Source organism: Chondromyces apiculatus DSM 436, assembly GCF_000601485.1.
Taxonomy (GTDB): domain Bacteria; phylum Myxococcota_A; class Polyangia; order Polyangiales; family Polyangiaceae; genus Chondromyces; species Chondromyces apiculatus.
The window spans coordinates 39,886-62,592 of record NZ_ASRX01000018.1 but is presented as its reverse complement, the minus strand read 5'-3'; the positions used below and the strand labels follow the sequence as shown (position 1 = coordinate 62,592).

Here is a 22,707-nt window from a genome sequence, read left to right as displayed (position 1 = left end):
CCGCCGCCCCTCCTCGCCGTAGGACCAGCACGATGCGTACCCTCCCAGCGTTGCTACCCCTGCTCGCCTCCCTCCTCCTCGCGTGCCAGACGCCGCCCGGTGCCCAGGCGTCAAGCGCGTCCAACGCGCCCGCCGGCACGCCCGCGGGCGAGGGCAACCAGGGCACGCCGAAGCTCACCAGCGACAAGCTCATCGCGCCCGGCCCCGACGGCCGCCGCCCGACTGGCACCGACCCTGGCAGCGTCGGGCAAGGCACCCCGCTCACGCCCCGCCCGGGCCACGAACTCGCGGCATTCGCGGCGGGCTGCTTCTGGGGCGTGGAGGATGCGTTCCGGCAGATCCCGGGCGTCACGGCCACCGCCGTGGGCTACACGGGCGGCCACACCAAGAACCCGACCTACGAGGAGGTGTGCGACCACGGCACCGGCCACGCCGAGGCGGTGCTCGTCGAGTTCGACCCGAAGGTCCTCTCGTACGAGCGCCTCCTCAAGGCCTTCTTCCAGATCCACGACCCCACCACGCTGAACCGGCAGGGCCCCGACGAGGGCGATCAGTACCGGAGCGGGATCTTCACGTTCTCCGAGGCGCAGGCCGAGGCCACCCGCCGCGCCCTCGTCGACGCGCAAGCGCAGCACCAGGACAAGATCGTCACCAAGGTCGAGCCGATCGGGTCTTTCTACAAGGCCGAGGGCTACCACCAGCAGTACTCCGAGCGCACCGGGCACCACGGCTGCCCCGTCGGCAAGCTCACGGGGATCTGAGTCTCCACGAGGGGGACGCGCGTCCCCTCGCCGTGGGCTTCCTGGGAGGCGTCGGCCTCAGACCGTGATCACGATCTTCCCGAAGTGCGCCCCCGACTCCAGGTACTTCAGCGCCTCGGGGGCCTCCTCGAACGCGAACACCCGGTCGATCACCGGCTTGATCCGGTGCTCCACGAGCACCCGGTTCATCTCCTCGAACATCACCCGGCTCCCCACGAACACCGGGATCACCGCACCGCCCGGATGCGCACCAGCGCCTGACCGGGGCCCGCCTTGGGCGCGTCCCGCTCCACCTGCACCCACGCACCCGTTCCGCCCGCGGTCTTCGTCGCTCGTCGCTCGTGCGCCTTCATCGCCTCGGTCTCTTCCGTCTGCGCGCCAGGGCGCCACGGTGATGCTCGGCGGCTCGAACCTGAAGGCGCCAGAACCCGCCCTCCCAGGGGAACATTCCCGTGCCGGGCACCCCTGCCGGGGCGCGGTCCAGCTCAGGGTTTACCCTTTGCGGCTTCTGCAAATGCCTTCCACGTCGCCTCGGCAGCGCCGACCGCCGCTCGGGCGCCGTCGCGCACGATGGGGGTGCGGAGCAGCAGCGTGTCTTCCGCGAGGAGCTCGGCCAGCCGCGCCTCGCTGGGGCCGAGGTGCTGGAGCCCGCGCTCCTTCACCCGCGGGCTGCTCTCGTCGTAGAGCGCGCGCATGCCCCCCACCGCGCGCGCCACGCTGGCCAGCTCGCCCTTGGAGAGGCCCTTCTCGCGCAGCTCGACGAACTGCACCTTGATGCCTCTGTCCGCAAAGAACCGCTGCGCCGCACGCGTCACCTTGCATTTCGCGGTGCCGAAGATCTGGATCACGGCTGGTGCTCCTCTGTCGCAGCCTCGGCCACAGGCGATGAACCAGGAATCGCGGGAGGACCGTCGACGCGCACGAGGCGTAGTTTACCAGCCGGAGCGGTTTTGCCGTGAGGTCGACCGCCATGCCGCGCGATCACCCCGCGAACGCGCGGTGAGCAAGCGTGGATGTCATGCAGAACGGGCTTCCGATGGGGCGCGTGTGTCGCCATGGTTCGCGCTGCCTCTTGCGCGCAGCGCCGATGAACGAGAGGGCTCTGCGCGCGAGCAGGAACCACACCTGGAGACCGACATGTCGATGAACATTTTCACGCGGAACGCCTCATGGCTCATGTGCTCGCTGCTCGCGCTCGGCGGATGCGGCGCGGTCGATGCCGAGGATCTCGCCGACGCGGACCTGGAGGATCTCACGGGCGAGTCCTCGGAGGCGCTGACGGTGACGTACCGGAGCAGCGCCGTCGCCAGCGGGGCGAGCCTCGCGTCGCTCACCCTCGGCAAGCCTGCGGGCACCGCGCAGGGAGACGTCCTGCTGGCGCGCATCGCCAACCGGAACAACGCCACCGCGACCGTGACGCCGCCGGCGGGCTGGACGCTGATCCGCTCGGACCAGAGCGCCTCGCAGCTCAAGGCGTGGGTCTTCTACAAGGTCGCGGGCGCCTCGGAGCCAGCGAGCTATGCCTTCGCGATCGACCTCGCCAGCAACATGGCGGGCAGCATCCTCGCGTTCTCGGGGGTCGACACCGCGAACCCCATCGACGCGCACAGCGGCCAGAAGAACGGCCTCACTGCCAGCTTCGACGCGCCTCCCGTCACCACCACCGCGGCGAACGGGCTCGCCGTCTGGTTCGGGTCGCAGGTGTGGGCCGGGGCGACGTGCCCCGCGAGCCCCATCGTCCCGCCCTCCGGCTTCACCGAGCCGCTCGACACCTGCCTGCCCTCGTCCTCCACGGCCATCCTCTACAACGCGGCGTACAAGCAGCTCGGCGCGGCGGGCCTGCAGCCGGCGTTCAACGGCAGCTCGCCGTACCCCAACACCAACACCGCGCAGGTCGTGGCGCTCAGGCCCGCGGGGGCTCCGAGCTGCTCTGTCGGCGACACGTTCTCGACCACCGTGACCACGGTGGGCACCGTGGCCTCGACCGCGATCGTCGAGCCCTCCGGGATCGCGGCGAGCCGGGTGACGCCCGGGGTCATGTACGTGCACAACGAGGACACCACGGCCGTGGTCGCGATCAGCACCACCAGCGCGGCCACGCTGGGGAGCTTCAACGTCTCCAACGTGACCCCGGCGGACTGGGAGGACGTGGCGACGGGTCCCTGTCCGGCGGGGCAGTGCATCTTCATGGGCGACATCGGCCGGTCCAGCGCGAACTTCCCCACGCCTCCCTCGACGTTCGCGGTCTACCGCATCCCGGAGCCCAACATCGGGGCCGGTCAGACGAGCGGCAACCTCACCGCGGATGCCTTCCCGTTCCAGTACCCCGACAGCCCGAAGGACGCGGAGTCCATCATGGTGCACCCGACCACGGGTGACATCTACATCATCACCAAGTCGGGCACGGGCCTCAGCAAGGTCTACAAGTTCCCGACCCCGCTGCCGACGCCGGGGACCATGTCGACCCTGATCTTCGTGTCGAACCTGCAGCTCCCCACCACCACGGACCCCAACGTCTCCTACGCGACGTCGGCCGCCATTCACCCCTGCGCCAACCGCTTCCTGCTCCGCACCTACCGGCGGGTCTACGAATTCCGCGCCGCCGCGGGAGCCGCCTTCGAGACCGCCTTCGCCGCCACGCCCGTCACCCTGACGGACACCGTGGAGGGCCAGGGGGAAGCCATCGAGTACCAGAGCAACGGCGCCGGGTACTTCACCATGAGCGAGAGCCCCTCGCCCTTCAAGCTGAAGCACGTCAGCCGGCAGTAGCCGCGCCGCGCGCCTTTCCTGCGTATCTGACGCGTCCTGCATGGGCGGGTAGATCGGACGCGAACGCGCTCGCGCCGCGGGTATACCATGCCGCCCACGGTCCGATGAGGACCGGAAAGGATGACCATGCAGGACGCGTCGAAGCGGGTGGCGTTGATCACCGGCGCCAACAAGGGGATCGGGTTCGAGGTAGCGCGCAGCCTGGGAGAGGCCGGCCTGACCGTCCTCCTGGGCGCCCGCGACGCCGGGCGAGGCGAGGAGGCGGCGAAGAAGCTCCGTGATCAGGGCTTCGATGCCCGGTTCCTCCACATCGACGTGGCGCAGTCGGAGACCATCAAGGCCGCGGCGGCGACGATCGGCGCCGAGTTCAAGAGGCTCGACGTGCTGGTCAACAACGCGGGGATCATCGACCGCGCCGACGGGCCTCCCAGCACGGCGGATGTGGGGGCGGTCCGGCGCGTGTTCGAGACCAACTTCTTCGGCGCGCTCGAGGTCACCCAGGCCATGCTGCCGCTCCTCAAGGCCTCGTCAGCAGGGCGGATCGTCAACGTGTCCAGCGGGCTCGGCTCGCTCGCGCTGAACGCCGATCCCGCGAGCCCGTTCGCGGCCTTCAAGATCATCGGCTACAACGCCTCGAAGGCCGCCCTGAACATGCTGACCGTCCAGCTCGCGTACGAGCTGCGGGACGCGGGGATCAAGGTGCACTCCGCGGACCCTGGCTACACCGCCACCGATCTCAACGGGAACAGCGGCACGCAGACCATCGAGGAAGGCGCGCGCGAGACGATCCGCCTCGCGCTCTTGCCGGCAGACGCACCCACGGGCGGGTACTCCAGCAAGGATGGTCCCGTCCCCTGGTGAGCGGGTGAGCGGGGGCGCTTCACCTCCGGGGCCGTCGCCCGGCCCGGCTCCGTGCGCGGCGGCGGCGCTGGGCCAGGGCGGCCAGGGCCCCGAGCGCCAGCGGCTCGATCCCCATGAGGCCGCACGCGGGGGCCTCCTCGGGCTCCTGTGCTCCGGAGACCTTCACGCGCTTGGCTCCTGCTGTCGGTGAGGTGCAGGTGACGCGCGCCCCCTCGGCCGTGCAGTCGAGCGCATCGCCCTCCGTCTCGATCCGAAGCCGCGCGCGCGCCGCGCGGGTGAGTGACGCCAGCGGGACGAACAGCTCGGTCTCGCCGGCGTCCGGATCGTGGTCCCACGCCAGGGTGATCGTGCCGCTCTCCGGGTCGTCCACGGTGGTCACCTGGAGACCTGTCGGCGTCCCTGCAATCCGCCGCGCGGCGGGGCGGAGGCGGAAGTTGGGGCGCGTCGTGCCCTCGCCATCGACGATGCTGAAGTCCTCCTGGTTCCAGCCGTCCTTCCGGGTGTCGGTCCAGCCCGGCGTGTAGACCCACTGCGCGCCCGAGGCGAGCCGGGCGTCGAGGTGCCCGTACAGCGCGTCCATGTACGCGATGGCATTGCCGGCCTCCGCGGGCGCCCCGAACTCGCCCAGGAAGAGCGGCGCTCCCCACGCCGTCGCCTCCTCCTGCATGAGATCGAAGGTCGCTGCCGGATCGGTGCCGTTCCAGGTGTGGAGGAGCGCCACCATGGCGTCGTAGAAGTGGGGGGCGTACGCGACGTTCTCGAAGGTCGGGGGCGGGAGTTCGGTCGCCTTCCCGGCGCTGGTGAGGGCGTGCGGCGAGACGAAGACGATGGCCTCGGGGCTCGCCTTGCGAAGGGCCGCAGCGGCGTCGGCGTGGAGAGCGGGGATCTCCGTCGCCTCGTCGCCCCAGGGCTCGTTGAGGATGTCGTATCCGATCACCGCCGGCTCCCCTGCGAGGCGCTCGGAGACGCTCTCCAGCATGAGGAGGAACCGGGTCCTCGCGCCGTGGGTGTCGGCGTAAAACGCGGTCCAGGCCGTCATCATCTCGGTGTCCTGGGCCATCCTCACGCCCCAGTTGACGCAGTCGGGGCCGTTGTCCGGTTCGAGGGGGGCCAGCTCGGGGGGAAGCGCCCAGCGCGGGAAGCCGTCGCCGCAGCCACCGATGGTGAAGCGCGAGAACCCGTCCTGGTGGAAGTCGACGACGACGTGGAGCCCCCGCTCCCCGGCCGCGCGGGCGGCTGCCGCGTAGTAGTCGAGGTAGGCGGCGTCGTAGGCGCCCGGCTCGGGCTCGTAGGCCTCCCAGGTGAAGAGGAGGCGGACCACGTTCATCCCGGCGTCCCGCAGGGGATCGAAGAGGGTGGGTTCCGCGGCAGGCATGAAGGGGGGGACCTTGGAATCTCCGGCCACGTTGACGCCGCGGAGGATCACGGCGCCGCCGCGCGCGTCGCGGAAGAAGCCGCCCTCCACGTGGAGGGCACCGGCGGCAGCGCAGGGCGCGGAGGCGAGCAAGGTGGCCGCGAGGAGCGGGAAGCCGAGGCGAAGACGGTTCGCGGGGCGCAGCATGGGGGGCAGAGAGTACGCCGAGGCGAACGGTCGAGGGGAGTGCGTCACTTCGCCTTGCGTTTACGGGTGCGCGTCGGCGGAGGTGCCTTGGGGAGCGGGGCGGGCGGGGCGGGCGGGTCGGGCGGAGCGGCCAAGGCGATGGCCACGACGCGGCCGAGCTCCTCGCGGAGCGCGTCGACGTTGCTCCCGCCGAGTTGGCCGCGGACGTGCTCCTGGGTCTGCTCCCACAGGGGGAAGGCTGCCTCGATGGCGCGCTCGCCCTGCCGCGTGAGGAAGACCAGGCGCGCGCGCGCATCGGCGGGGTCGCGCGCGACGCGGACGAAGCCGGCCTTCTCGAGCGGTACCAGGTTCCTGGTGAGCGTCGTGCGATCCATGACGAGGCCCTCCGCGAGGGCGCCGATGTTGGCGCCCTCGTCGCCGCACGTCGCGACCGCCGCGAGCATGGTGAGCTGGGAGGCCTGGATCCCTGCCGGCCGCAAGCTCTCGTCGTAGAGACGCGTCAGCGCGCGGGAGGCCCGGCGCACGCGCACGCAGGCGCACTGGTTCGCGATGATCCGGGAGGCCTGGGCGAAACCAACCACGAAAAAAGGTGTACGCGCGGCGCGTACACCCGTCAAACGGGGCCCCTGGGTACCTTGACATCTGAACAGGTGCAGGTACACGTATCTCCAGCAGCGCAGCGCAGCGCGCGCACCAGCGTGCTCGCTGGTGCTGCGTCGTGATGCGACATTTCAGGGGGTGATCCGCAAGTAATCGCGCGGTTCGCTGCGAGGGAGAGGTGCGCGCGCCGGGGGTCCGTGGAGGCGGAAACCCATCCGCACGTGCATCCAGGTGTAGATACACGTTCTGCATCTCGAACGGCTCGACGTGGGCAGGGAAGCGCCGCGCGTCGGTCGTCGGTCATGGAAGTGCGTCGACGTGCGCATGCGCGAGCATCCGCCGGGTGGCGTGGGTTGCGTGCATTGCATCGGGTGCATTGCATCGGGTGCATCGCGACGCGCATTGCGTGCGCCGCGTGAAATGGCGCGAGCTTCAAGGAGAAGGGCCATGGGCGCGTTCTTCGTCGTTCCGTACTGCGTGAAGTTCGAGGACAGCATGGCCTACGGGAGCCATCACTACCTCACCAACTTCCGCTTCCAGTGCATCGCCCGCGAGACCCTCTACTTCGCCGAGGGCGCCGATGGAGCGCTCCCCCACGAGGACGATCGAGCGGCGATCCGGCTGCTCACGACCGAGGGATACAGCCGCAACCTGGCCCCCGTCCGGGTGGGAGAGCGCGTCGCGATCTTCATGACCCTCGGCGCCGTCACCCCGTCGAGCGTGTACGGGTACTTCCGGACGGTGCGCTTCGACGGGGAGCCCGTGGCGTGCGGCTACCAGCGCCTCGTGGCCGTGTCCGCGACGAGCGACGAGCTGGCGCCGCTTCCCCGGTCGGTGACCATGCACGTCGGCGCGCTCGACGAGCGGATACCGCACCGGCGCTTCGTGGAACTCGCGTTGCGTGGTGGCGCGGCGCTCCGCGACCTCTTCCCCGAGTACCTGCGCCAGCACGGCGCCGAGGTGGCGCGCCTGCCGCTGTACGACGCGCGCCCGCACCGCAAGCAGTGGGGGGCGACGGACGAGCGCGGGCGCCACCAGGAGGGGAGCGCGCGGGTGGCGCTGCTGCTCCCCGGCCAGGGCTCCTTCGACCTGCGGCTCCTGCGAGGGCTGCACGCGCGGTTCGCCGTGGCGCGCGAGGCTGTCGCCGCCGTGGAGCCCGTGGCGCGTGAGGTGCTCGGCGCCTCGTTCGCGGCGCTCGTGGGCGGAGAGGAGGCGGAGGCGCGGGCCGCCCTCGCCGCGTGCGCCGACCTCGATCAGCTCGGCATTCTCGTCCAGGACCACCTCGCCGTCTCCTTGCTCCGCTCCGCGGGGCTCGAACCAGACGTCGTGGCCGGGCACAGCCTCGGCGAGATTGCAGCGCTGGCTGCGGGCGGCGCGTGGTCGCTGGCCACGGCGGCCGCGGTCGTAGGAGAGCGGGTGCTCGCGCTCCGCGGCGCGCCCTCTGGACGCATGCTCGCGGCGGCTCTCGGGGCGGATCGTCTGCGCGAGGAGATCCGGGGACTCGGGCGGGACGACGTGTTCGTCTCGGTACTCAACGCGGAGGACCAGACCGTCGCGTCGGGCACGGAGGCGGGCATCGCGGCGCTGGAGCAACGGCTCACGGGCGCGGGCGTCCGCGCGACGGTGCTGACGAGCCGCTACCCCTTCCATTCGCCTCTGCTTGCGCCTGCGGTCGGCCCCTTCGCGCGGGCGTTGCAAAGGCGGGGCGGCACGGAGCCCCGCCTCCCCACGTACTCGCCGCTCGACCGGGTGCACTACGCCGGGGGACCGCTCGCCCCGGCGCGCCTGCTCCCCATGCACCTGGTGACGCCGCTCGACTTCGGCGCCGCCGTGCGCGACCTCCACGGTGCGGGTTGCCGCACCTTCGTCGAGTGCGGCGGCGGGAGCACTCTGACCGCCCTCGCGCGCCGGAGCCTGGCTCCCGAGCAAGGCCTCTGCGTGATCTCCACGTTCCGCGTCGGCGAGGAGGTGGTGGCCGAGCACCGCCGGGTGATCGAGGCGCTGCGCGAGGTGGGCTGTGACCTGACGGAGGTCACCCCGCTCCCCGGCGCCCGCGAGCGCGGGCACGGCCCTGCCAGTGACGGTCCGCAGGAGGCCGCGCCACTGGCGGACTTGGCCCCGATTGCCGTTGTCGGCATGGGCGCGGTCCTCCCGGGCTCTGGCGGCGTCGAGGCCTACCTCGCGCAGCTCCTCGCGGGCACCAGCGGCATCGTCGATCAGGGCGCGCGCCACCCGGAGCTGGCCGCCGATTTCCTGAGCCACGAACGCGCCCCCGACAAGACCTACAGCCTGCTCACCGGGGCCGTGGACGCGCTCGGGCCTCACGCCGCGCGCACCGGCTATGACGCCGAGACCCTCGGGCGGTTGCCGAAGACTGCCCGGATGCTGGCGTGCGCGCTCGCCGAGGCCAGGGCGCGCGCCGCGATCCTCGATGACCCCGCGCCCCTGCGCATCGCCTGCGTCCTCGGCTCCACGGCAGACGGCTCCATCGAGCACGACGAGGCAACCCTGCTCCTCGGCGTCGAGCGGGTCCTCGCCCAGGTCACTCCGGACGAGGAGACCCGCACGGCTGTCGCAGGTGCGCTCGCCGAGGCCCTGGGGCTCGACGGCGCGCGGCGGGCAGCGTGCCGCGGCCACCTGGAGCCGCTCGCGCGCGTGGTGCGCGACGTGATCCGGGAGGGCGTGCACACCGTGGTCGTCGACGCTGCCTGCGCGTCGTCCATGCACGCCGTGCACCTTGGCGCGGCGATGTTGCGCCACGGGCTCGCGGACGTGGTGATCGCCGGAGGCGCCTACCAGCCGGGTCCCTCGAACGCCTGTCAGTTCTCGCAGTTCGGTGGGCTCTCCGCCACCGGGAGCCGCCCCTTCGACGCCGCCGCCAATGGGGTCGTGTTCGGCGAGGGGGCGGCCGTGGTCGTGCTGGAGCGGCTCGACGACGCGGTGGCCCGGGGGGACCGGATCGACGCGGTGCTGCTGGGCAGCGGCGTGTCGAGCGACGGCCCGAGCCCCTCGGTCACGGTGCCGCAGCGCCGGGGGCAGACCCTGGCGATGCGTCGCGCCCACGCGCGCGCCGGGATCGCGCCGGCCTCCGTGCAGTACGTCGAGGCGCACGCCACGGCGACGCCGGTCGGTGACGCCACCGAGTTCCAGGCGCTGGCGGAGGTGTTCGGGGGAGACGGGGAGGGGAGAGGCGCGGAGCACGAGGCAGGCGCGAGACGGACCGGCGAAAACGGGGCAGGGGAGTGCGCCCTCCCGCCGACGCCGCGCCTCGGCCTGGGAAGCGTCAAATCGTTGCTCGGGCATACCGGGTGGACGGCGGGCGTCGCCTCGCTCATCAAGGTCGTGCTCGCGATGCGCGAGCGCACCCTCTTCCCGCAGCACGGGTTCCAGGCGCCCAGCCCGCGCATCGACCTGGCGCGTTCGCCGTTCTTCATCCCCACGGAAGCCGTCCCCTGGCAGCCCGCGGGCGGCGACGTGCCCCTGCGGGCGGCCCTCGACAGCTTCGGCTTCGGCGGCACCAACGCCCATCTCGTCGTCGAGGAGCACCGGCAGGACCGCGCCGCGACGCAGCCCCGCACTGCGCGCGCCGCGCGCCCGCCCCGCTCACGCGGCCCCTTGTGCGTGGTCGGCCTGGGCAGCGTCTTCCCGGGAGCGGGCGGGGTGCCCTCGGACGCGCCCTCGGTCGTGCGTTCGGGCGCCCTCACCTTCGACGCCAGCGCGCTGCGCCTCCCGGCCCGCGCGCCCGTCCTCCCGGACGCCTGCGAGGCCATGGATCCCACCCAGATCCTCGCCGCGCTCGCTGCCGAGCGGGCCCTCGACGCGCTGCCCTTCCGCGACCTGGCCGACCGCATCGGCGTCGTCATCGGCCACGAGGGGAAGACCGCCCGGGGAGTGCGCGCCAACGAGCGGATCTTCGGCGACCGCGTCGCCCGGGTGCTCCGCGGCCGGGGCGTGAGCCCAGCGCTCGTCGCCAGTGTCGTCGAGGCACTCCGCGCCGGCTCCCCCCCGACGGGTCCGTACAGCCAGCCGGGCAACATGCCCAACATCATCTCCGGGCGGGTCGCCAACGTCTTCGGCCTGCGCGGCCCGAACTTCGTGGTCGACACCTCGGCGACCTCGCTCCTCGAAGCCCTCGCGATGGCGGAGCTGCTCCTCGACGGAGACTGCGAGGTGGTGCTCGCGGGCGCTGTCAACGCCTTCAGCGACGAGGTGGCGCGCGGCACCTCCGCGACCGACGACCCACGGCCGCTCGGAGACGCAGCCCTGCTCGTCGCCCTGTGCACCGAGTCCACTGCAGCGCGCCACGCCTGGCCAGTCCTCGCCCACCTCCGCATCTCGAACGCGGTGGCACCCGAGCACGCGGGACCCGAGCACGCAGGCACCGAGCACGCGGTCGGCCGCGCCCACGCGTGGCTGCGCGGTGCCGAGGGCGCGGTGGAGCTCGACGCGGCCCTGCGAGGCGCCCACGCCCGCGCCCACGCCTCATGGGTGCGGTGGCCCGGCGATTCCCGGAGCGTTGAGGTTGCACCTTCTCCAACGGCCCTCACGGCCCTCACGGCCCGCGTCGGCTTCGCGACGGGGACCCCGATCCACACCTACGTCCCGGAGATCCGGCCCGCGGCGCTGGAGGCCACCGCGACCCGCCTCCCGTCGCGGGTGCTCCACGTCTGCACGGACGAGACACTGGCCGAGGAGGTGCGCCGCCTGAGCCCAGCGACCGCCGGCATCCTCGTGGCCACCGGGCCCGAGGCGTTCGCAACGCCCGCGAACCCCGCCCCTGCTGACATCGACGGCATCGTCGTCCTCGCCCGCGCTGCCGGGGCCCAGGCCTTCCTCGACGGAGCGCCGGGCTCGTACCGGCCTACCTTGCGCACCCTCTTCGGTGCGGCCCAGCGCTATTACGAGCCCATCGCGCGCGGGGACGTGGCCTTCGCCGCCGTCGTCGTGGACGCTGTCGACGCCGCAGGCCGGCTCGACCCCCTGAGCGGCGCCGTGGGCGGCTTCGTGAAGTCCCTCGCCCGCGAGCTTCCGGACGGCGACGTGCGGATCATCCACGCCGACGCCGGCCTCCCCTCCAGCCCAGATGCTCTCCCTGGTTCGCGCCACCTCTCTCGCTCGGGGCCCCTCCACGGCACAGGCCCCGTCGCCGCAGCGCTCGCCGCCCTCACCGCCGAGTGGCAGCGGCCCCGCCCCGCTGCCCCCGAGGAAGTGGTGGACCTCGGCGGTGTCCGGCACGCCGTGACGCTGGTGCGCGCGCCCGATCCGAGCCCCCCCGCGGTGCCTCCCCTCGGACCCGCATCCGTGGTGCTCGTGACGGGTGGCGCGCGCGGCATCACCGCCCTCCTCGCCGAGGAACTGCTCGAACGTTTCGGCTGCCACGCGGTGCTCCTCGGCAGGTCCCGCCTGGAGGACGCCCCGCCGCACACCCTGGCCATGACCGACGCGGAGCTCGCCGCCCACGAGCGGGACTTCTACGCCGAGGCCCTGCGCGCCGACCGCACCCAGCGCATGGCCACCCTGCGCGACCGGTACGCCCGCCTCCGCGCCGCCCGCGAGGCCCACCAGGTCCTGGCGCGCCTCCGCGCCCAGCGCGGCAGCGTCGCCTACCACGCCGTCGACGTCACCTGCGGCGACGACGTCGACCGGGTGATCGCGGAGGTCGCCGCGGCCCACGGGCGCGTCGACCTGGTGATCCACGGCGCCGGCATCCAGGTCTCGGGCCGGCTGCCCTCGAAGTCGCTGGCGCTGTTCGAGCGCATCGTCGACACCAAGCTCGCCGGCCTCGCCAATCTCTACCGCGCCCTCGCGCGCCACCTCCCCGACGCCCGCCCACACTTCCACCTCGCGACCTCGGCCTTCAGCGCCCTCGGCAACGACGGCCAGCCCGATTACGGCGCCGCCAACGAGGCCATGAACCGCGTCGTCGCCTGCTTCGCCGCAGACGGCGTCGGCGCCGTGTGGTCCAGCGCCGCGTGGCTCGGCTGGAACGGCATCGGGATGACCGCCGGCTCCGAGTACAGCGTGCTCGGCGCGGCGCGCGGCCTCCGCGGCATCGAGCCCGCCGAGGGGCGGCAGCTCTTCGTCGACCTCGTGCTCGGACGTCCCGCGGGCGGAGCGTACGTGCTCCTCACCGACGCGGAGATCGAGCGCTTCCGGCCCCGCATCGCGGCCGACGTTCCCCCGGCCGACGCCTCTCCAGCCGGTTCTCCCCCGGCCAGCGCGATGACCCTCACCTGGACCCTCGACCCGCGCGCCGACCGCTGGCTCATCGATCACCGCGCGTCCACGAGCGCCGTCGCGGCCGGCGCCTACCTCGTCGAGCTGGCCGTCCGCCACGCCCTCGCCACCCGGCCCGCGGACCGCGCGCTCGTCCGTGAGGTCCGCGACGTGCGCTTCCTGGAGCTCCTCCGTCTCCCCGATGACGCGGCGCGCCCCGTACGCACGGTGACGACCCATCAGGCCTCTCTCTCTGGCGGTCGCGTCTCCGTGGCCGTCGAGGTGCGCGGCGACTTCATCCACCGCTCGGGCCTCGTCCTCCGGCCGGACATGGTCTTCGCCGCCTGCGTCGTCGAGCTGGGCCCCGAGCGCGACTCCCTCACGCCCCGGCCCAGCAGCCACGTCGACGGACCCACGCTCGGCGACCCCTACACCGCCCTCGGCGCCCCGCTGCGCCACGCAGGCTGGTTCGACCACCTCGGCACCTTCACCCTCGGGACCACGCGCAAGGCCGCCACCTTCCGCCTCACCGCGGACCCCGCGCTGGAGCGGCTGCGCGACGCCGCCACCCCGTTCCTCCTCCTCGATGCCCTGCTCACCCTGGGCGTCCTGCGCTGCGACCCCGACGGTATGCTCCCCGTCTGCGCCGCCCGCGGCATGGGCCGGATCCGCTTCGGCGCGGCCACGAACGACCTCGCCCTCCGCGACGAGGCGCACGCGCGCGGCCCCGTGCGCCTCGTCGCGACCATCCCCCCCGCCAGCGGCGACCGCATCCTCAGCCCCTGGGCGCAGGCCCAAGGCTCCACGGGCGCGGTCCTGCTCGACGTCGAGGCCCTCGAAGGCCACGTCGTCGGCCGCGTCCCCGGCGACCCGCGTGTCCCCGGCGACCCGCGCATCCCCGGCGACCTGCGCTCTCCCGCACGGCTGCACCTGGGGGCGCCGTGACCCCCCACCTCGCCATGGCCATCACGCCCGCGCATGCCGCGATGGCCGCGCACTGCGCCGCCTACCTGACCTCCGAGGAGCGCCGCGCCTGCGCCGGCCAGCGTCTTCTCTCCCGGCGCGCACAGTCCACCTGCGCGCGCGTCGCTGCGAAATGGCTCCGGCTGGAGACCGACGCTGGCCGCAGCGCCCCGCTCGTCGCCCTCGACGCCGCTTCCCTCGCGGACCACCCGCGCGAGCGTTACCTCGCCTGCGCGCTCTCGGCCCCTGGTCGTCATCCCCCGCGCTTCGACGACGCTGCCCTCGCCGTGTCCCTGACCCACACGGGCGACCTCGCCGCCGCTGCCGTCACCCGCGCTGGCGCCGTAGGCGTCGACATCGAGCGCATCGAGGACCGCGCCGCCTCGTTCGCCGACGAGCATTTCACCCCGCGCGAGCGCGAGGACCTCGCCCGCCACGCCGGGCAGGGCGCCGACCAGCCCACCCTCGACACCTTCCTCTGGAGCGCCAAGGAGGCCCTCTACAAGACGGGCGCCCTCCCTTTGCCCGCCCAGTTCTCCTTCCGCGATCTCGAGATCGCGCTCACGCCGGACACCGCGCCCTTCGCGCGCCCGTGCGTCCGCGCCTTCACGCTCACCGCGTGCGGCGCGCCTTTCTTCGGCTGGGCCGTGCTGACCGGGACCTTCGCGCTCGTCGCGGTCGTCGCGGCTCCGCCGGCCGCGGCGCTGAAACGTGCAGCTCTCACCCTTCACGAGGATTGAACCATGCAATCGCAAGATCTCCTGGAACAGGTGCGCTCGGTCTTCGTGCGCATGACGCGCTACCCCGACGAGGTCGTCGTCGCCGAGGCCGATCTGGAGCAGGATCTCGGCATCGACTCGGTGAAGCGCGGCGAGATCCTCGCCGCCCTGCGCAGCGAGCTTGGCCTCTCGGAGGCGCTCAAGGCGTCACCCGATGAGCTGCGCACGGTGTCCCGCATCGCCGATGTCCTGGGCCGCACGCTCTCCTCTGCCGACGGCCCCGCGCCACGGAACGGCAGCACCAGGCCGGGCGGACCTTCGGACACCCCTCCCGCAAGCCCCATCCCCGCGCCCGCCGTGGCCTCCCGGCCATCCGCCGCGCCCGCCGTGGCCTCCCGGCCATCCGCCGCGCCCGCCGCGTCCTCCCTCGTGGCCGACGTCCTCGCCGAGGCCACCCGTCACCCTGTCGACCTCCTCGTCCCCCACGCCAGGCTGGAGGAGGACCTCGGCATCGACCACCGCCGCCGCGACAAGATCCGCGACCTCCTCTGCCAGCGCGGCGCCCTCCCCGAAGCCCTCGCCGCATCGCTCGACGAGGCGCGCACCGTCGGCGATCTCGCCCGGCTTCTCGCGGCGCCCACCCACCCCGCCTCTCCTGCGCAGCACGCCTCCGGAGCCACGCGCGCCCCTGACGCCACGCGCGCGCCCCACGCCTCCCCGGAGCCCGGATCTGCGCTCGCGGGCAAGACGGTCCTCGTCACTGGATCGAGCCGCGGCCTCGGCCGCGCCATCGCCACCGCCCTCGGCCGCGCCGGCGCCCGGGTCGTGATCAACAGCTTCCACTCGCGCGACGATGGCGAGGCAGTCGCCGACGCCATCCGCAGCGCTGGCGGCGACGCCGTGCACGTCTGGGGCTCCGTCGCCAACCCCATCCACGTCGAGGCCATGTTCGACGCCATCGCCCGCGACGTCGGCGAGCTTCACCACTTCGTCAGCAACGCCTCCAACGGCCGCTTCGCCCCCCTCGACCAGACCACGCCCGAGCACTGGGAGCTGGCCTTCCGCACCAACGTCGTCGGCTACCACCAGTGCGCCGTCCGCGCCGCGCGCCTCATGGAGCGCCAGGGCGGCGGCCGCATCGTCGCCCTCTCCTCGAACGGATCCACCCGCTACCTGGAGCACTTCGGCGCCATGGGCGCCGTGAAGGCCGCCGTCGAGGCGCTCACCCGCGCGCTCGCCATCGAGCTCGCTCCCCGCAACGTGCAGGTCAACACCGTCTCCGCCGGCCCCATCTACGGCCACGTCACCAGCCACTACCCCGACCACGAGCGACTCCTCCCTTACTGGGAGTCGCGGACCCCTGGCGGCCGCCTCTGCACCGAGGACGACGTTGCCGCCGCCGTCCTCCTCCTGCTCTCGGACGGCGCCCGGATGATCAACGGCGCCACCCTCACCGTCGACGGCGGAGGCTCCCTCAGCATCTGACCCCGCGCGCTTGACCCACGCGCTTGATCCGCACCCATGCCGCCCCGCGCCCCCCCGAACCCCACAGGAGAACGCATGACCCCCAAGCGTGACGATCGGCAACCCCCCGGCCCGGGCCCCCTCAGCAGCCTGCGCTACCTGGCAAATTTCCGGACCGGCAACATGCGCCACTACGAGGACCTCTTCGCCCGCCATGGCGACGTCGTGCGCCTGCGCGCCCCGGGCGCCGAGGACTTCGTGATGGCCTTCCACCCCCGCGACATCGGCCATGTCCTGCGCACCAACAGCCGCAACTACCCCAAGGGCGCCCGCTACCACCAGCTCGTCCCTGTCCTCGGCTGGGGCCTCGTCAACAGCGAGGGCGACCTCTGGCGCCGCCAGCGCCGCCTCGTCCAGCCCCAGTTCAACCACGCCAGCACCCTGGCCTTCGTCCCTTTGATCGTCTCCCACACCGAGGCCCTCCTCCAGCGCTGGGACGCCGAGCGCGGCGAGTTCGAGCGCGACATCAACGACGACATGCTCGACGTCACCTTCGCCATCGCCGGCGAGGCCTTCTTCGGCGCCGCCCTGGAGGAGCACACCGACACCGTACGGAGCGCCTTCAAGTACGCCCTCTCCATCGCCTTGAAGCGCATGTACTCCCTGGTGAACCCGCCCCTCTCCTGGCCGCTTCCCAGCCACGTCCGCTTCCGCGACGCCATGGACCGTGTGCATGCCGTCATCGACGACATCATCGACGGCTACCAGCGCGGCGAGGGCGACACCGACAACGTGCTCGCCCGCCTCATGAACGCCGTCGACCCCGAGACCGGCGCCACCATGGACCGCACCCAGCTCCGCGACGAGATCAAGACCATCCTCATGGTCGGCCACGAGACCTCCAGCGTCACCGCCACCTGGGCCCTCTACCTTCTCGCCCAGCACCACGACGCCCGCGCCCAGCTCGTCGAGGAGATCGACCGCGTCCTCGGCGGCCGCACCCCCACCCCCGGCGACATCGAGGCCATGCCCTACCTCGGCATGGTCTTCAACGAGTGCCTGCGCCTCCTCCCCTCCGTGCCCTTCATCCTGCGCAGCCCCCTCGCCGACGACACCCTCGGCGGCTACCCCGTCGCCGCCGGCTCAACGATCGCCATCGTCCCCTGGGTCACCCACCGGCACCCCGAGTTCTGGACCGACCCCGAGCGCTTCATGCCCGAGCGCTTCGCCGACCCCCCGCCGCGCCCCATCGACAAGCTCGCCTTCCTCCCCTTCGGCGCCGGCCAGCGCATCTGTCTCGGCGAGTTCATGGGCCAGCTCGAGGGCAAGATCATGGTCGCCATGATCCTCCAGCGCTACGCGCTCCGCCTCGTCCCCGGCTTCGACCCCCGCTGCCGCGGCTTCATCTCCCTCCAGCCCCTGAACGGCATGCGCATGCTCTGCCGCCGCCGCGAGCCGGTCCGCCGCGCCTCCGCACCTGCGCCGGTAGAATCCGCGTCCGTACCCACAGGATCGGCCAGCGACGAAGCTGGCCCCACAGGATCGGCCTCGGCCAGCGACGAAGCTGGCCCCACAGGATCGGCCTCGGCCAGCGATGAAGCTGCCCCCACGCCCCCGCAGCCCACCGGCTGTCCCTACAGCGCCCGCACCTGACCCAGGGCCCGCGCCTGACCCAGGGCCCGCGCCTGACCCAGGGCCCGCGCCTGCACCTGCCAGCAGGCCGGCCCTCTCCTTCAGCCGTCCTTCGCTCCCTCGGTGGTCTCCAGGCCCAGCGCCGCCCGCCGCGCGGCGAGCCACTCCCGCCCTTCATCGAGGCTCTTGCAGAAGACCATGGGGTTGTCCTTCTTGTCGTTGAGGAGCCTCTGCACGGTCATCACCATCGTCGCCAGGAGCCGCGTCCGGAAGGTCGCCCCGCAGATCGCAGTGCCACGGCTGGGCAGGTCCTTGCCTTCGCTGATCGCCTTCCGCGCGGCCACGGGCACGTCCCCCAGCCCTGTCACGTCGGCCAGGATGAACACGTAACCCGCCTCCATCGCGACCTGCCGCTCGTGGCGGACGATCTCCTGGACCTCCTCGGGACGCAGATCACCGCGAAACACCACCACGAACAGGTCCGGCGGCTCGGCCCTCACCGTGTGCGCTCCCACCTCGATCTCACGACCCACGTGCATGCTCCTCCGCGCTCCTGCATCGCACGCGGCTCTCCCCTGCATGGTAGCCTGAGATGCAGACCATCGGAGCCGGGGGTGTGCTGGTGATCGGGGCAGAGCAGGCAGCGGCATCCCGTCTTGAGCGCTCACGGCGGTCCGCGACGAGGAGCGCGCCTCTGTCGAGTACCTCATGATGGCCGCCGCGGTGCGGCGCGCCTGTCAGCCCCGGAAGGAGACAGCGAGAACCATTGCCCTGAAAGAGCAATTGCTCCTCGTGACCGAGTGCGTGCGCCGGCGCATGGTGAGCGACCTCGAAGCGTTCCTCCTCCCCTTGCAAGCCGCCTCGCCACCGCGCTTCTCGGCGTGGATGACCTCGCAGGCCGACTGGGACCGCTTCACGAAAGCGCTGGCCTCCCTCAAGGAGGCTCTGGAGGGGGTGAACCTGGCCGAGGGCGCGCGGCGCGACGGCAGCAGCAGCGGCGGCGCCGCCTTCACGCTGTGCGAGCGCAGCGCCTTGACCGAGCGCATCTTCCTCGCGCGAACGCTCGCCAGCGGAGACCTCACCTGGTTTGTCGCGCGGGTGGAGTCAGTCCAAGGGCACGGCCAGCAGACGCGCGACGTGGTGACCGGCGTACGACGACACGCCGAGAAACCGCCGAAGCCCGCTGCGGTGGAGGACGGCCAGCGGCGGCTCGCGCCCTCCGCGTGGCAGGAACTCGCTGCGGGGGCGAAGGCGGTGGAAGACGGGGCGCCAGCCCTCGCGGAAGCCACCTGCGCGCTGTGGCCGCAAGCGGTGGAGGCTCTGGGCGGCTCCGCGGCCTGCCGCGACAAACGCACGCACTACTATTTCGCCCACTGCAATCTCCGCGAGTCGCCGCCAGGTCCCACGGTCACGAAGGTAGGCTCGGCTACCGAGCGGACCCCGGGAGACCTCCAGGTGTCCGTGTCCCTCGTGCAGTGACCCCTGAGGTCGTGAAGGACCGCGAGCACGGCGTGCATGAGCCCTGTGGAGGTCGTGAAGGACCGCGAGCACGTCGTGCATGACCTCCTGGAGGTTTGCAGAGGCCGTTGCACGGCGTGCATGACCTGTTTCACGCGCGCAGGGCCGCTTTTCGCGCTGAAACCGCCGATCAGTACCTCCCGGATATCCGGCAGACCTGATGAACCAGGCGCCGCCGCCCCACAAACTCCCACCTCGCCTCGCCGCGCTCCGGGGGCCTTTGGCGCCTCCGGCCGGCCCGCTGTCCGCTCCGAGCCGACGACTTTGACGCAGAGCGTGGCAGGCACGCCGCCGAGGTGTGCTGGTGTGATGAGCCTCGGTACTTGTCCCCCGAGTGCAGGGGTGGCATTCCAGCGGGGACGATGAGTGGGCAGGGGATGAGGCGACCGGTGTGGCGGAGCTTTCGGGCTCGGTTCCTGCCGCAGGCGGTGGCGCATGTGCGGGCGGGGGGACACGCGGTGGTGGTCGACCCCACGGGGCTCGCGGAGGCGCTGCTGCCGGTGGACGGGCAGGGGATGGTGACGGACCTGGGTCTCTGGGCGCTCCTGGCCATCGGCCAGCAGCACTGGGAGCGGGTGACCGCGGGGGAGGCCGAGGGCCTGGCGCGCGCGGTGATCGAGGAGAGCAACGTCAGCTCGGTGCTCGACTGGTGCGAGCGCGACGGGGTGCACGAGGGCGCGACGCGGAAGCTTCAGCTCAACTGCACGGCCTGCGCGGCGTGCTGCCACGACGGCGACGTGGTGCTGACGGAGCGAGATCTGGCGCGCTTCCGCGAGGCTGGGCGACCGGATCTCGCGGGGCGGGGCTTCGTGCGCCGCTCACGCGAGGGAAAGCGGACGCTGCGCATGGCGCCCGGCGGGCGCTGCAAGCTGCTCGCGGAGGACCGCCTCTGCACGGTTTACAAGCTGCGCCCCGACAACTGCCGCGCCTTCCTGATGGGCAGCGAGGCGTGTCTCGCCGCGCGCGAGGAGACGCTGGGCCTGCGCGACGGCGCGCCCCTCGGCTGACGCTGGGGTAGCGGAGATGCGACGCGACGTTCCTCAGCGCTCGGAGTTCGTCTCTGGATGCGCCTCAAGCCACGCGACGTCGGCCAGGTCTTTCGGGCGGCCTGCAGCCCGCTTGTTCTTGAGGAGTGCCTGACGGGCGATGAATGGAACGCGACGTCCATCCACCTCGAAGGTCCGCGCCCCCTCCACGGCCTCGTCGAAGCTCAGCCCGTCGATCTTCGTGAGAACCTCGATGAGGGCTGGCTTCACTCCCAGTCGGTAGGCGGACCCGGGCTGCGCAAACAGTCCCGGCGTCACGTCATGTGCATCAAGAGGAGCACCGAACGCGAGCAGCGCCTGGTAGACACGCTCTGCATTCTCTGGCGACGGGCGTACCAGGACATCCATGTCGTCTGTCGAACGCCCGTGACCGTGAAGCGCTAGCGCCCATCCGCCGATGAGGAGGAACTCCACTCCCTCGTCCACGAAGCACGTGAGCAGGTCGCGGAAGTCGTTGCCAAGATTGACCTCAGCGGGCACGGCCCCAGAACACTTCGCCGGGCCACTCATGCCGCGGGCGGCTCTGCACGAGCTCCACCATTCCGTGCTGTCGCGCCACCAGTTCAGCCTGATGGTTGAAGCGCTCTTCCAGCGTCAGGTCGGCGTAGAGGTTCGGTTTGGGGGTTCCGGAGCGAACGATTTCCCCTGGGTACATCCTGCGTGCCTGTGCCCGCATCGCACGCTCGTCTGAGGCCGCCATGGTTCTTTGCAGTTTAGCACTCCGTGGTGGGAGTAGGTCAGCTCTGACGCACGCCAGTCCTGACGCACATGCCGCAGGCAGCACCTCCATGGCTGCGGTCTGGTGGGTACGGGAGGGCATCTGAACGTGCGGGCTGGACCCGAGGTGGGTCATCCGGGAGAGGCTGTGGATGGCTGCGGTCCGGGTGGAGAGGTCCATCGACGCGGCAACGGTGGGGGGCGCGCAGGGCTGGATCGGGGGGTGGAGGTGCGCGGAGCGGTGCGGGGCGCCCGGGTGGCGGACGCAGTCCGTCCAGGCATTGCTGGGGTGGCTCGGAGGATGGGGATCCTGTGTTAGGGTGGCCTCCCTTCCTGCTTGAGCCATGAGCGACCATCAGAATCGACGTGACGGGCTGATTTCTTCCTCTCTCGATGCTCGCGGTGCTCGCGGGGCTGGTGCCAGGCGCCGGGCGCGCGTGGTCACGGCGGCGCTGCTGACGCTGACAGGGGCGCTCGGGGTGGCGCGGGACGCGGGGGCGCAGGACGCGGCGGCGCTGCTCGACGAGGGGAAGAAGCTGATGGGGGCGGGCAAGCTCGCGGAGGCGTGCCCGAAGATCGAGGAGAGCTACAAGCTCGCGCCGAGCCCGTCGTCGCTCTACCAGGTGGCGACCTGCCACGAGAAGCAAGGGAAGATCGCGACGGCGTACGTGGAGTACATCGACGCGGAGGCCGAGGCGCGCAAGGCAGGGAACAAGCCGCTGCAGCAGGACGCCAAGGTGCGGAGCGCGATGCTGGAGACGCGCATCCCGCGGCTGACGGTGAAGGTGCCGAAGGACGCGGTGGTGGACGGGCTCGAGGTGCGCGTGGACGACACGCCGCTCGATCGGGGGAGCTGGAACCAGGGGTCGCCGGTGAACCCGGGGGAGCACAAGGTGACGGCGACGGCGCCGGGGCGGAAGCCGTTCGAGAAGACGGTGACGCTCCGGATCGGCAGGAAGGAAAGCGTGACGGTCACGGCGCTGGCGGTGGATCTCGCCGCGTCGCAGGCGGGGGTGACGCCGCAGCCGTCCGGGGGTGAGGGGCCGAAGGACGTGTCGTGGGGCGGGAAGGCGGGAGGGGCGGGAGGGGCGGGAGGAGCAGGAGGGCCGAGCGCGCCGCCTCCGGTGACGACGCACCGCGCGGGGCGCTTCGTGGTCGACGTGGGGGTGGGGCCGACGCTGCTCGTGGGGCTCATCGATCGGGGAAGCCTGAGCACGATCTCCTCGTACGACTACACGTTCGCGAACCAGAGCCCGGACGGGGTGGTGCGCGACGAGATCGCGGTGTGCTCGAACAGCGTGTGCGATGGGGTCTACGATCCGGCGGTGGGGCTCGTGCTCGGGGGGCAGGCGTTCTTCGGGTACGCGCTGAAGGAGGACCTGCAGATCGGAGCGCGGGTGCTCGGTGGCTACCGGTTCGGGGGCGGGTACATGCTGGTCGGTGGGCCGTCGGCGAGCCTGAAGTTCGGCAAGCTGTGGGCGGGGCTCAACCTGCTGGTGGGCGGGGTGGCGAACAGCGCGACGCCGACGGGGGTGCGGGGCGGGATCCCCGACGAGGCGCAGCAGTTCAACGAGGGGTACTCGGAGGTGGTGGTCTCGCTCGAAGGGCGGACGCCGCTGCCCCCGTCCGAGGTGGTCGGTACGTTCGCGTTCGGCGGTTCCGTGGAGGTGTCGTACGAGCTGTTCGACAACCCGAGCGACAAGTGGCACTCGGGAGCGCTGATGGTGAGCGCGTGGCCGACCTTCCTGAAGGGGCTCGAAGGCATGGCCATCAGCCTGCCGATCACGCTCGGGTACCGCTTCCACTGAGAGCCGGGCGGTAAAGCTGCTGCGCGCCCGGCGCCGTCGGTCGGTCTCCCTCGAAATCCGTGAGGATTCCGC

General features: G+C 72.1%; 18 protein-coding genes. 10 read left to right on the top strand and 8 right to left on the bottom strand.

The window, feature by feature from the left end; translation table 11 throughout:
- Positions 1-32 precede the first annotated feature (32 nt).
- Complete coding sequence (gene msrA / locus CAP_RS47995) at positions 33-761, top strand: peptide-methionine (S)-S-oxide reductase MsrA (RefSeq protein WP_081864856.1); 729 nt, start codon at positions 33-35, stop codon at positions 759-761.
- Positions 762-818: 57 nt separating this feature from the next.
- On the opposite strand, the gene CAP_RS47990 is transcribed toward msrA, so the two are convergent.
- The 3 genes from CAP_RS47990 to CAP_RS13515 form a co-directional block, all read right to left on the bottom strand.
- Positions 819-992 (bottom strand): zinc-binding dehydrogenase, encoded by a 174-nt coding sequence (locus CAP_RS47990; protein ID WP_231511445.1) that lies wholly within the window; start codon positions 990-992, stop codon positions 819-821.
- Positions 989-1,114, bottom strand: coding sequence for a hypothetical protein (locus CAP_RS54950; RefSeq protein ID WP_269324287.1), 126 nt, complete (start codon positions 1,112-1,114; stop codon positions 989-991). The genes CAP_RS47990 and CAP_RS54950 overlap by 4 nt, the downstream gene beginning before the upstream one ends.
- A 132-nt stretch (positions 1,115-1,246) precedes the next feature.
- Positions 1,247-1,609, bottom strand: coding sequence for an arsenate reductase family protein (locus CAP_RS13515; protein WP_052375062.1), 363 nt, complete (start codon positions 1,607-1,609; stop codon positions 1,247-1,249).
- A 289-nt stretch (positions 1,610-1,898) separates the two neighbouring features.
- Here CAP_RS13515 and CAP_RS13510 point away from each other — a divergent pair, with 289 nt between their 5' ends.
- The gene (locus CAP_RS13510; RefSeq protein WP_275936506.1) at positions 1,899-3,530 is read left to right on the top strand and encodes a cell wall anchor protein; all 1,632 of its coding nucleotides are present in this window, start codon (positions 1,899-1,901) and stop codon (positions 3,528-3,530) included.
- A gap of 126 nt (positions 3,531-3,656) precedes the next feature.
- Positions 3,657-4,391, top strand: coding sequence for an SDR family oxidoreductase (locus CAP_RS13505; RefSeq protein ID WP_044240837.1), 735 nt, complete (start codon positions 3,657-3,659; stop codon positions 4,389-4,391).
- Positions 4,392-4,410: 19 nt separating this feature from the next.
- On the opposite strand, the gene CAP_RS13500 is transcribed toward CAP_RS13505, so the two are convergent.
- Together CAP_RS13500 and CAP_RS13495 are read right to left on the bottom strand one after the other, a co-directional pair.
- Positions 4,411-5,952: a cellulase family glycosylhydrolase gene (locus CAP_RS13500; protein ID WP_044240699.1), complete on the bottom strand. Its 1,542-nt coding sequence runs from the start codon at positions 5,950-5,952 to the stop codon at positions 4,411-4,413.
- Positions 5,953-5,996: 44 nt separating this feature from the next.
- Positions 5,997-6,533 carry a MarR family winged helix-turn-helix transcriptional regulator gene (locus CAP_RS13495; protein ID WP_044240697.1) on the bottom strand — a complete coding sequence of 179 codons (537 nt, stop codon included), beginning with the start codon at positions 6,531-6,533 and terminating at the stop codon, positions 5,997-5,999.
- A 466-nt stretch (positions 6,534-6,999) separates the two neighbouring features.
- Here CAP_RS13495 and CAP_RS13490 point away from each other — a divergent pair, with 466 nt between their 5' ends.
- The 4 genes from CAP_RS13490 to CAP_RS13475 all read left to right on the top strand — a co-directional run bounded on the left by CAP_RS13490 (position 7,000) and on the right by CAP_RS13475 (position 17,567).
- Positions 7,000-13,713: a type I polyketide synthase gene (locus tag CAP_RS13490; RefSeq protein ID WP_081864855.1), complete on the top strand. Its 6,714-nt coding sequence runs from the start codon at positions 7,000-7,002 to the stop codon at positions 13,711-13,713.
- Positions 13,710-14,471, top strand: a complete 762-nt coding sequence (locus CAP_RS13485; protein WP_044240696.1) for a 4'-phosphopantetheinyl transferase family protein — start codon at positions 13,710-13,712, stop codon at positions 14,469-14,471. The genes CAP_RS13490 and CAP_RS13485 overlap by 4 nt, the downstream gene beginning before the upstream one ends.
- Before the next feature lie 3 nt (positions 14,472-14,474).
- Positions 14,475-15,935 (top strand): SDR family oxidoreductase, encoded by a 1,461-nt coding sequence (locus CAP_RS47985; protein WP_052375059.1) that lies wholly within the window; start codon positions 14,475-14,477, stop codon positions 15,933-15,935.
- A gap of 75 nt (positions 15,936-16,010) precedes the next feature.
- Positions 16,011-17,567 carry a cytochrome P450 gene (locus CAP_RS13475; RefSeq protein WP_081864854.1) on the top strand — a complete coding sequence of 519 codons (1,557 nt, stop codon included), beginning with the start codon at positions 16,011-16,013 and terminating at the stop codon, positions 17,565-17,567.
- Between the two features lie 80 nt (positions 17,568-17,647).
- Here the strand turns inward: CAP_RS13475 and CAP_RS13470 are convergent, their stop codons facing one another.
- On the bottom strand, positions 17,648-18,079 hold the full coding sequence (locus tag CAP_RS13470; RefSeq protein ID WP_156040760.1) for a hypothetical protein: 432 nt from the start codon (positions 18,077-18,079) through the stop codon (positions 17,648-17,650).
- A gap of 259 nt (positions 18,080-18,338) precedes the next feature.
- Between CAP_RS13470 and CAP_RS13465 the strand changes: the two genes are divergently transcribed.
- Positions 18,339-19,025: a hypothetical protein gene (locus CAP_RS13465; protein ID WP_156040759.1), complete on the top strand. Its 687-nt coding sequence runs from the start codon at positions 18,339-18,341 to the stop codon at positions 19,023-19,025.
- A gap of 416 nt (positions 19,026-19,441) precedes the next feature.
- The gene (locus CAP_RS13460) at positions 19,442-20,071 is read left to right on the top strand and encodes a YkgJ family cysteine cluster protein (protein WP_231511444.1); all 630 of its coding nucleotides are present in this window, start codon (positions 19,442-19,444) and stop codon (positions 20,069-20,071) included.
- Positions 20,072-20,104: 33 nt separating this feature from the next.
- Here CAP_RS13460 and CAP_RS13455 read toward each other — a convergent pair whose 3' ends face one another.
- Both CAP_RS13455 and CAP_RS47980 read right to left on the bottom strand, forming a co-directional pair.
- Positions 20,105-20,590 carry a hypothetical protein gene (locus tag CAP_RS13455; RefSeq protein ID WP_052375056.1) on the bottom strand — a complete coding sequence of 162 codons (486 nt, stop codon included), beginning with the start codon at positions 20,588-20,590 and terminating at the stop codon, positions 20,105-20,107.
- Entirely contained in the window at positions 20,580-20,810 is a 231-nt protein-coding gene (locus tag CAP_RS47980) for a hypothetical protein (RefSeq protein ID WP_156040758.1), read from the bottom strand. Before CAP_RS47980 ends, CAP_RS13455 begins: the two co-directional genes overlap by 11 nt.
- 454 nt (positions 20,811-21,264) lie before the next feature.
- Here CAP_RS47980 and CAP_RS13450 point away from each other — a divergent pair, with 454 nt between their 5' ends.
- Complete coding sequence (locus CAP_RS13450) at positions 21,265-22,635, top strand: carboxypeptidase-like regulatory domain-containing protein (RefSeq protein ID WP_052375054.1); 1,371 nt, start codon at positions 21,265-21,267, stop codon at positions 22,633-22,635.
- The last annotated feature ends 72 nt before the right edge of the window (positions 22,636-22,707 follow it).

Bases quoted from the DNA above. Each gene is read 5' to 3' on its own strand.
- msrA (WP_081864856.1), top strand. From the start codon at position 33: ATGCGTACCCTCCCAGCGTTGCTACCCCTGCTCGCCTCCCTCCTCCTC.
- CAP_RS54950 (WP_269324287.1), bottom strand. From the start codon at position 1,114: ATGAAGGCGCACGAGCGACGAGCGACGAAGACCGCGGGCGGAACGGGT.
- CAP_RS13510 (WP_275936506.1), top strand. From the start codon at position 1,899: ATGTCGATGAACATTTTCACGCGGAACGCCTCATGGCTCATGTGCTCG.
- CAP_RS13505 (WP_044240837.1), top strand. From the start codon at position 3,657: ATGCAGGACGCGTCGAAGCGGGTGGCGTTGATCACCGGCGCCAACAAG.
- CAP_RS13500 (WP_044240699.1), bottom strand. From the start codon at position 5,952: ATGCTGCGCCCCGCGAACCGTCTTCGCCTCGGCTTCCCGCTCCTCGCG.
- CAP_RS13490 (WP_081864855.1), top strand. From the start codon at position 7,000: ATGGGCGCGTTCTTCGTCGTTCCGTACTGCGTGAAGTTCGAGGACAGC.
- CAP_RS47985 (WP_052375059.1), top strand. From the start codon at position 14,475: ATGCAATCGCAAGATCTCCTGGAACAGGTGCGCTCGGTCTTCGTGCGC.
- CAP_RS13475 (WP_081864854.1), top strand. From the start codon at position 16,011: ATGACCCCCAAGCGTGACGATCGGCAACCCCCCGGCCCGGGCCCCCTC.
- CAP_RS13460 (WP_231511444.1), top strand. From the start codon at position 19,442: ATGAGGCGACCGGTGTGGCGGAGCTTTCGGGCTCGGTTCCTGCCGCAG.
- CAP_RS47980 (WP_156040758.1), bottom strand. From the start codon at position 20,810: ATGGCGGCCTCAGACGAGCGTGCGATGCGGGCACAGGCACGCAGGATG.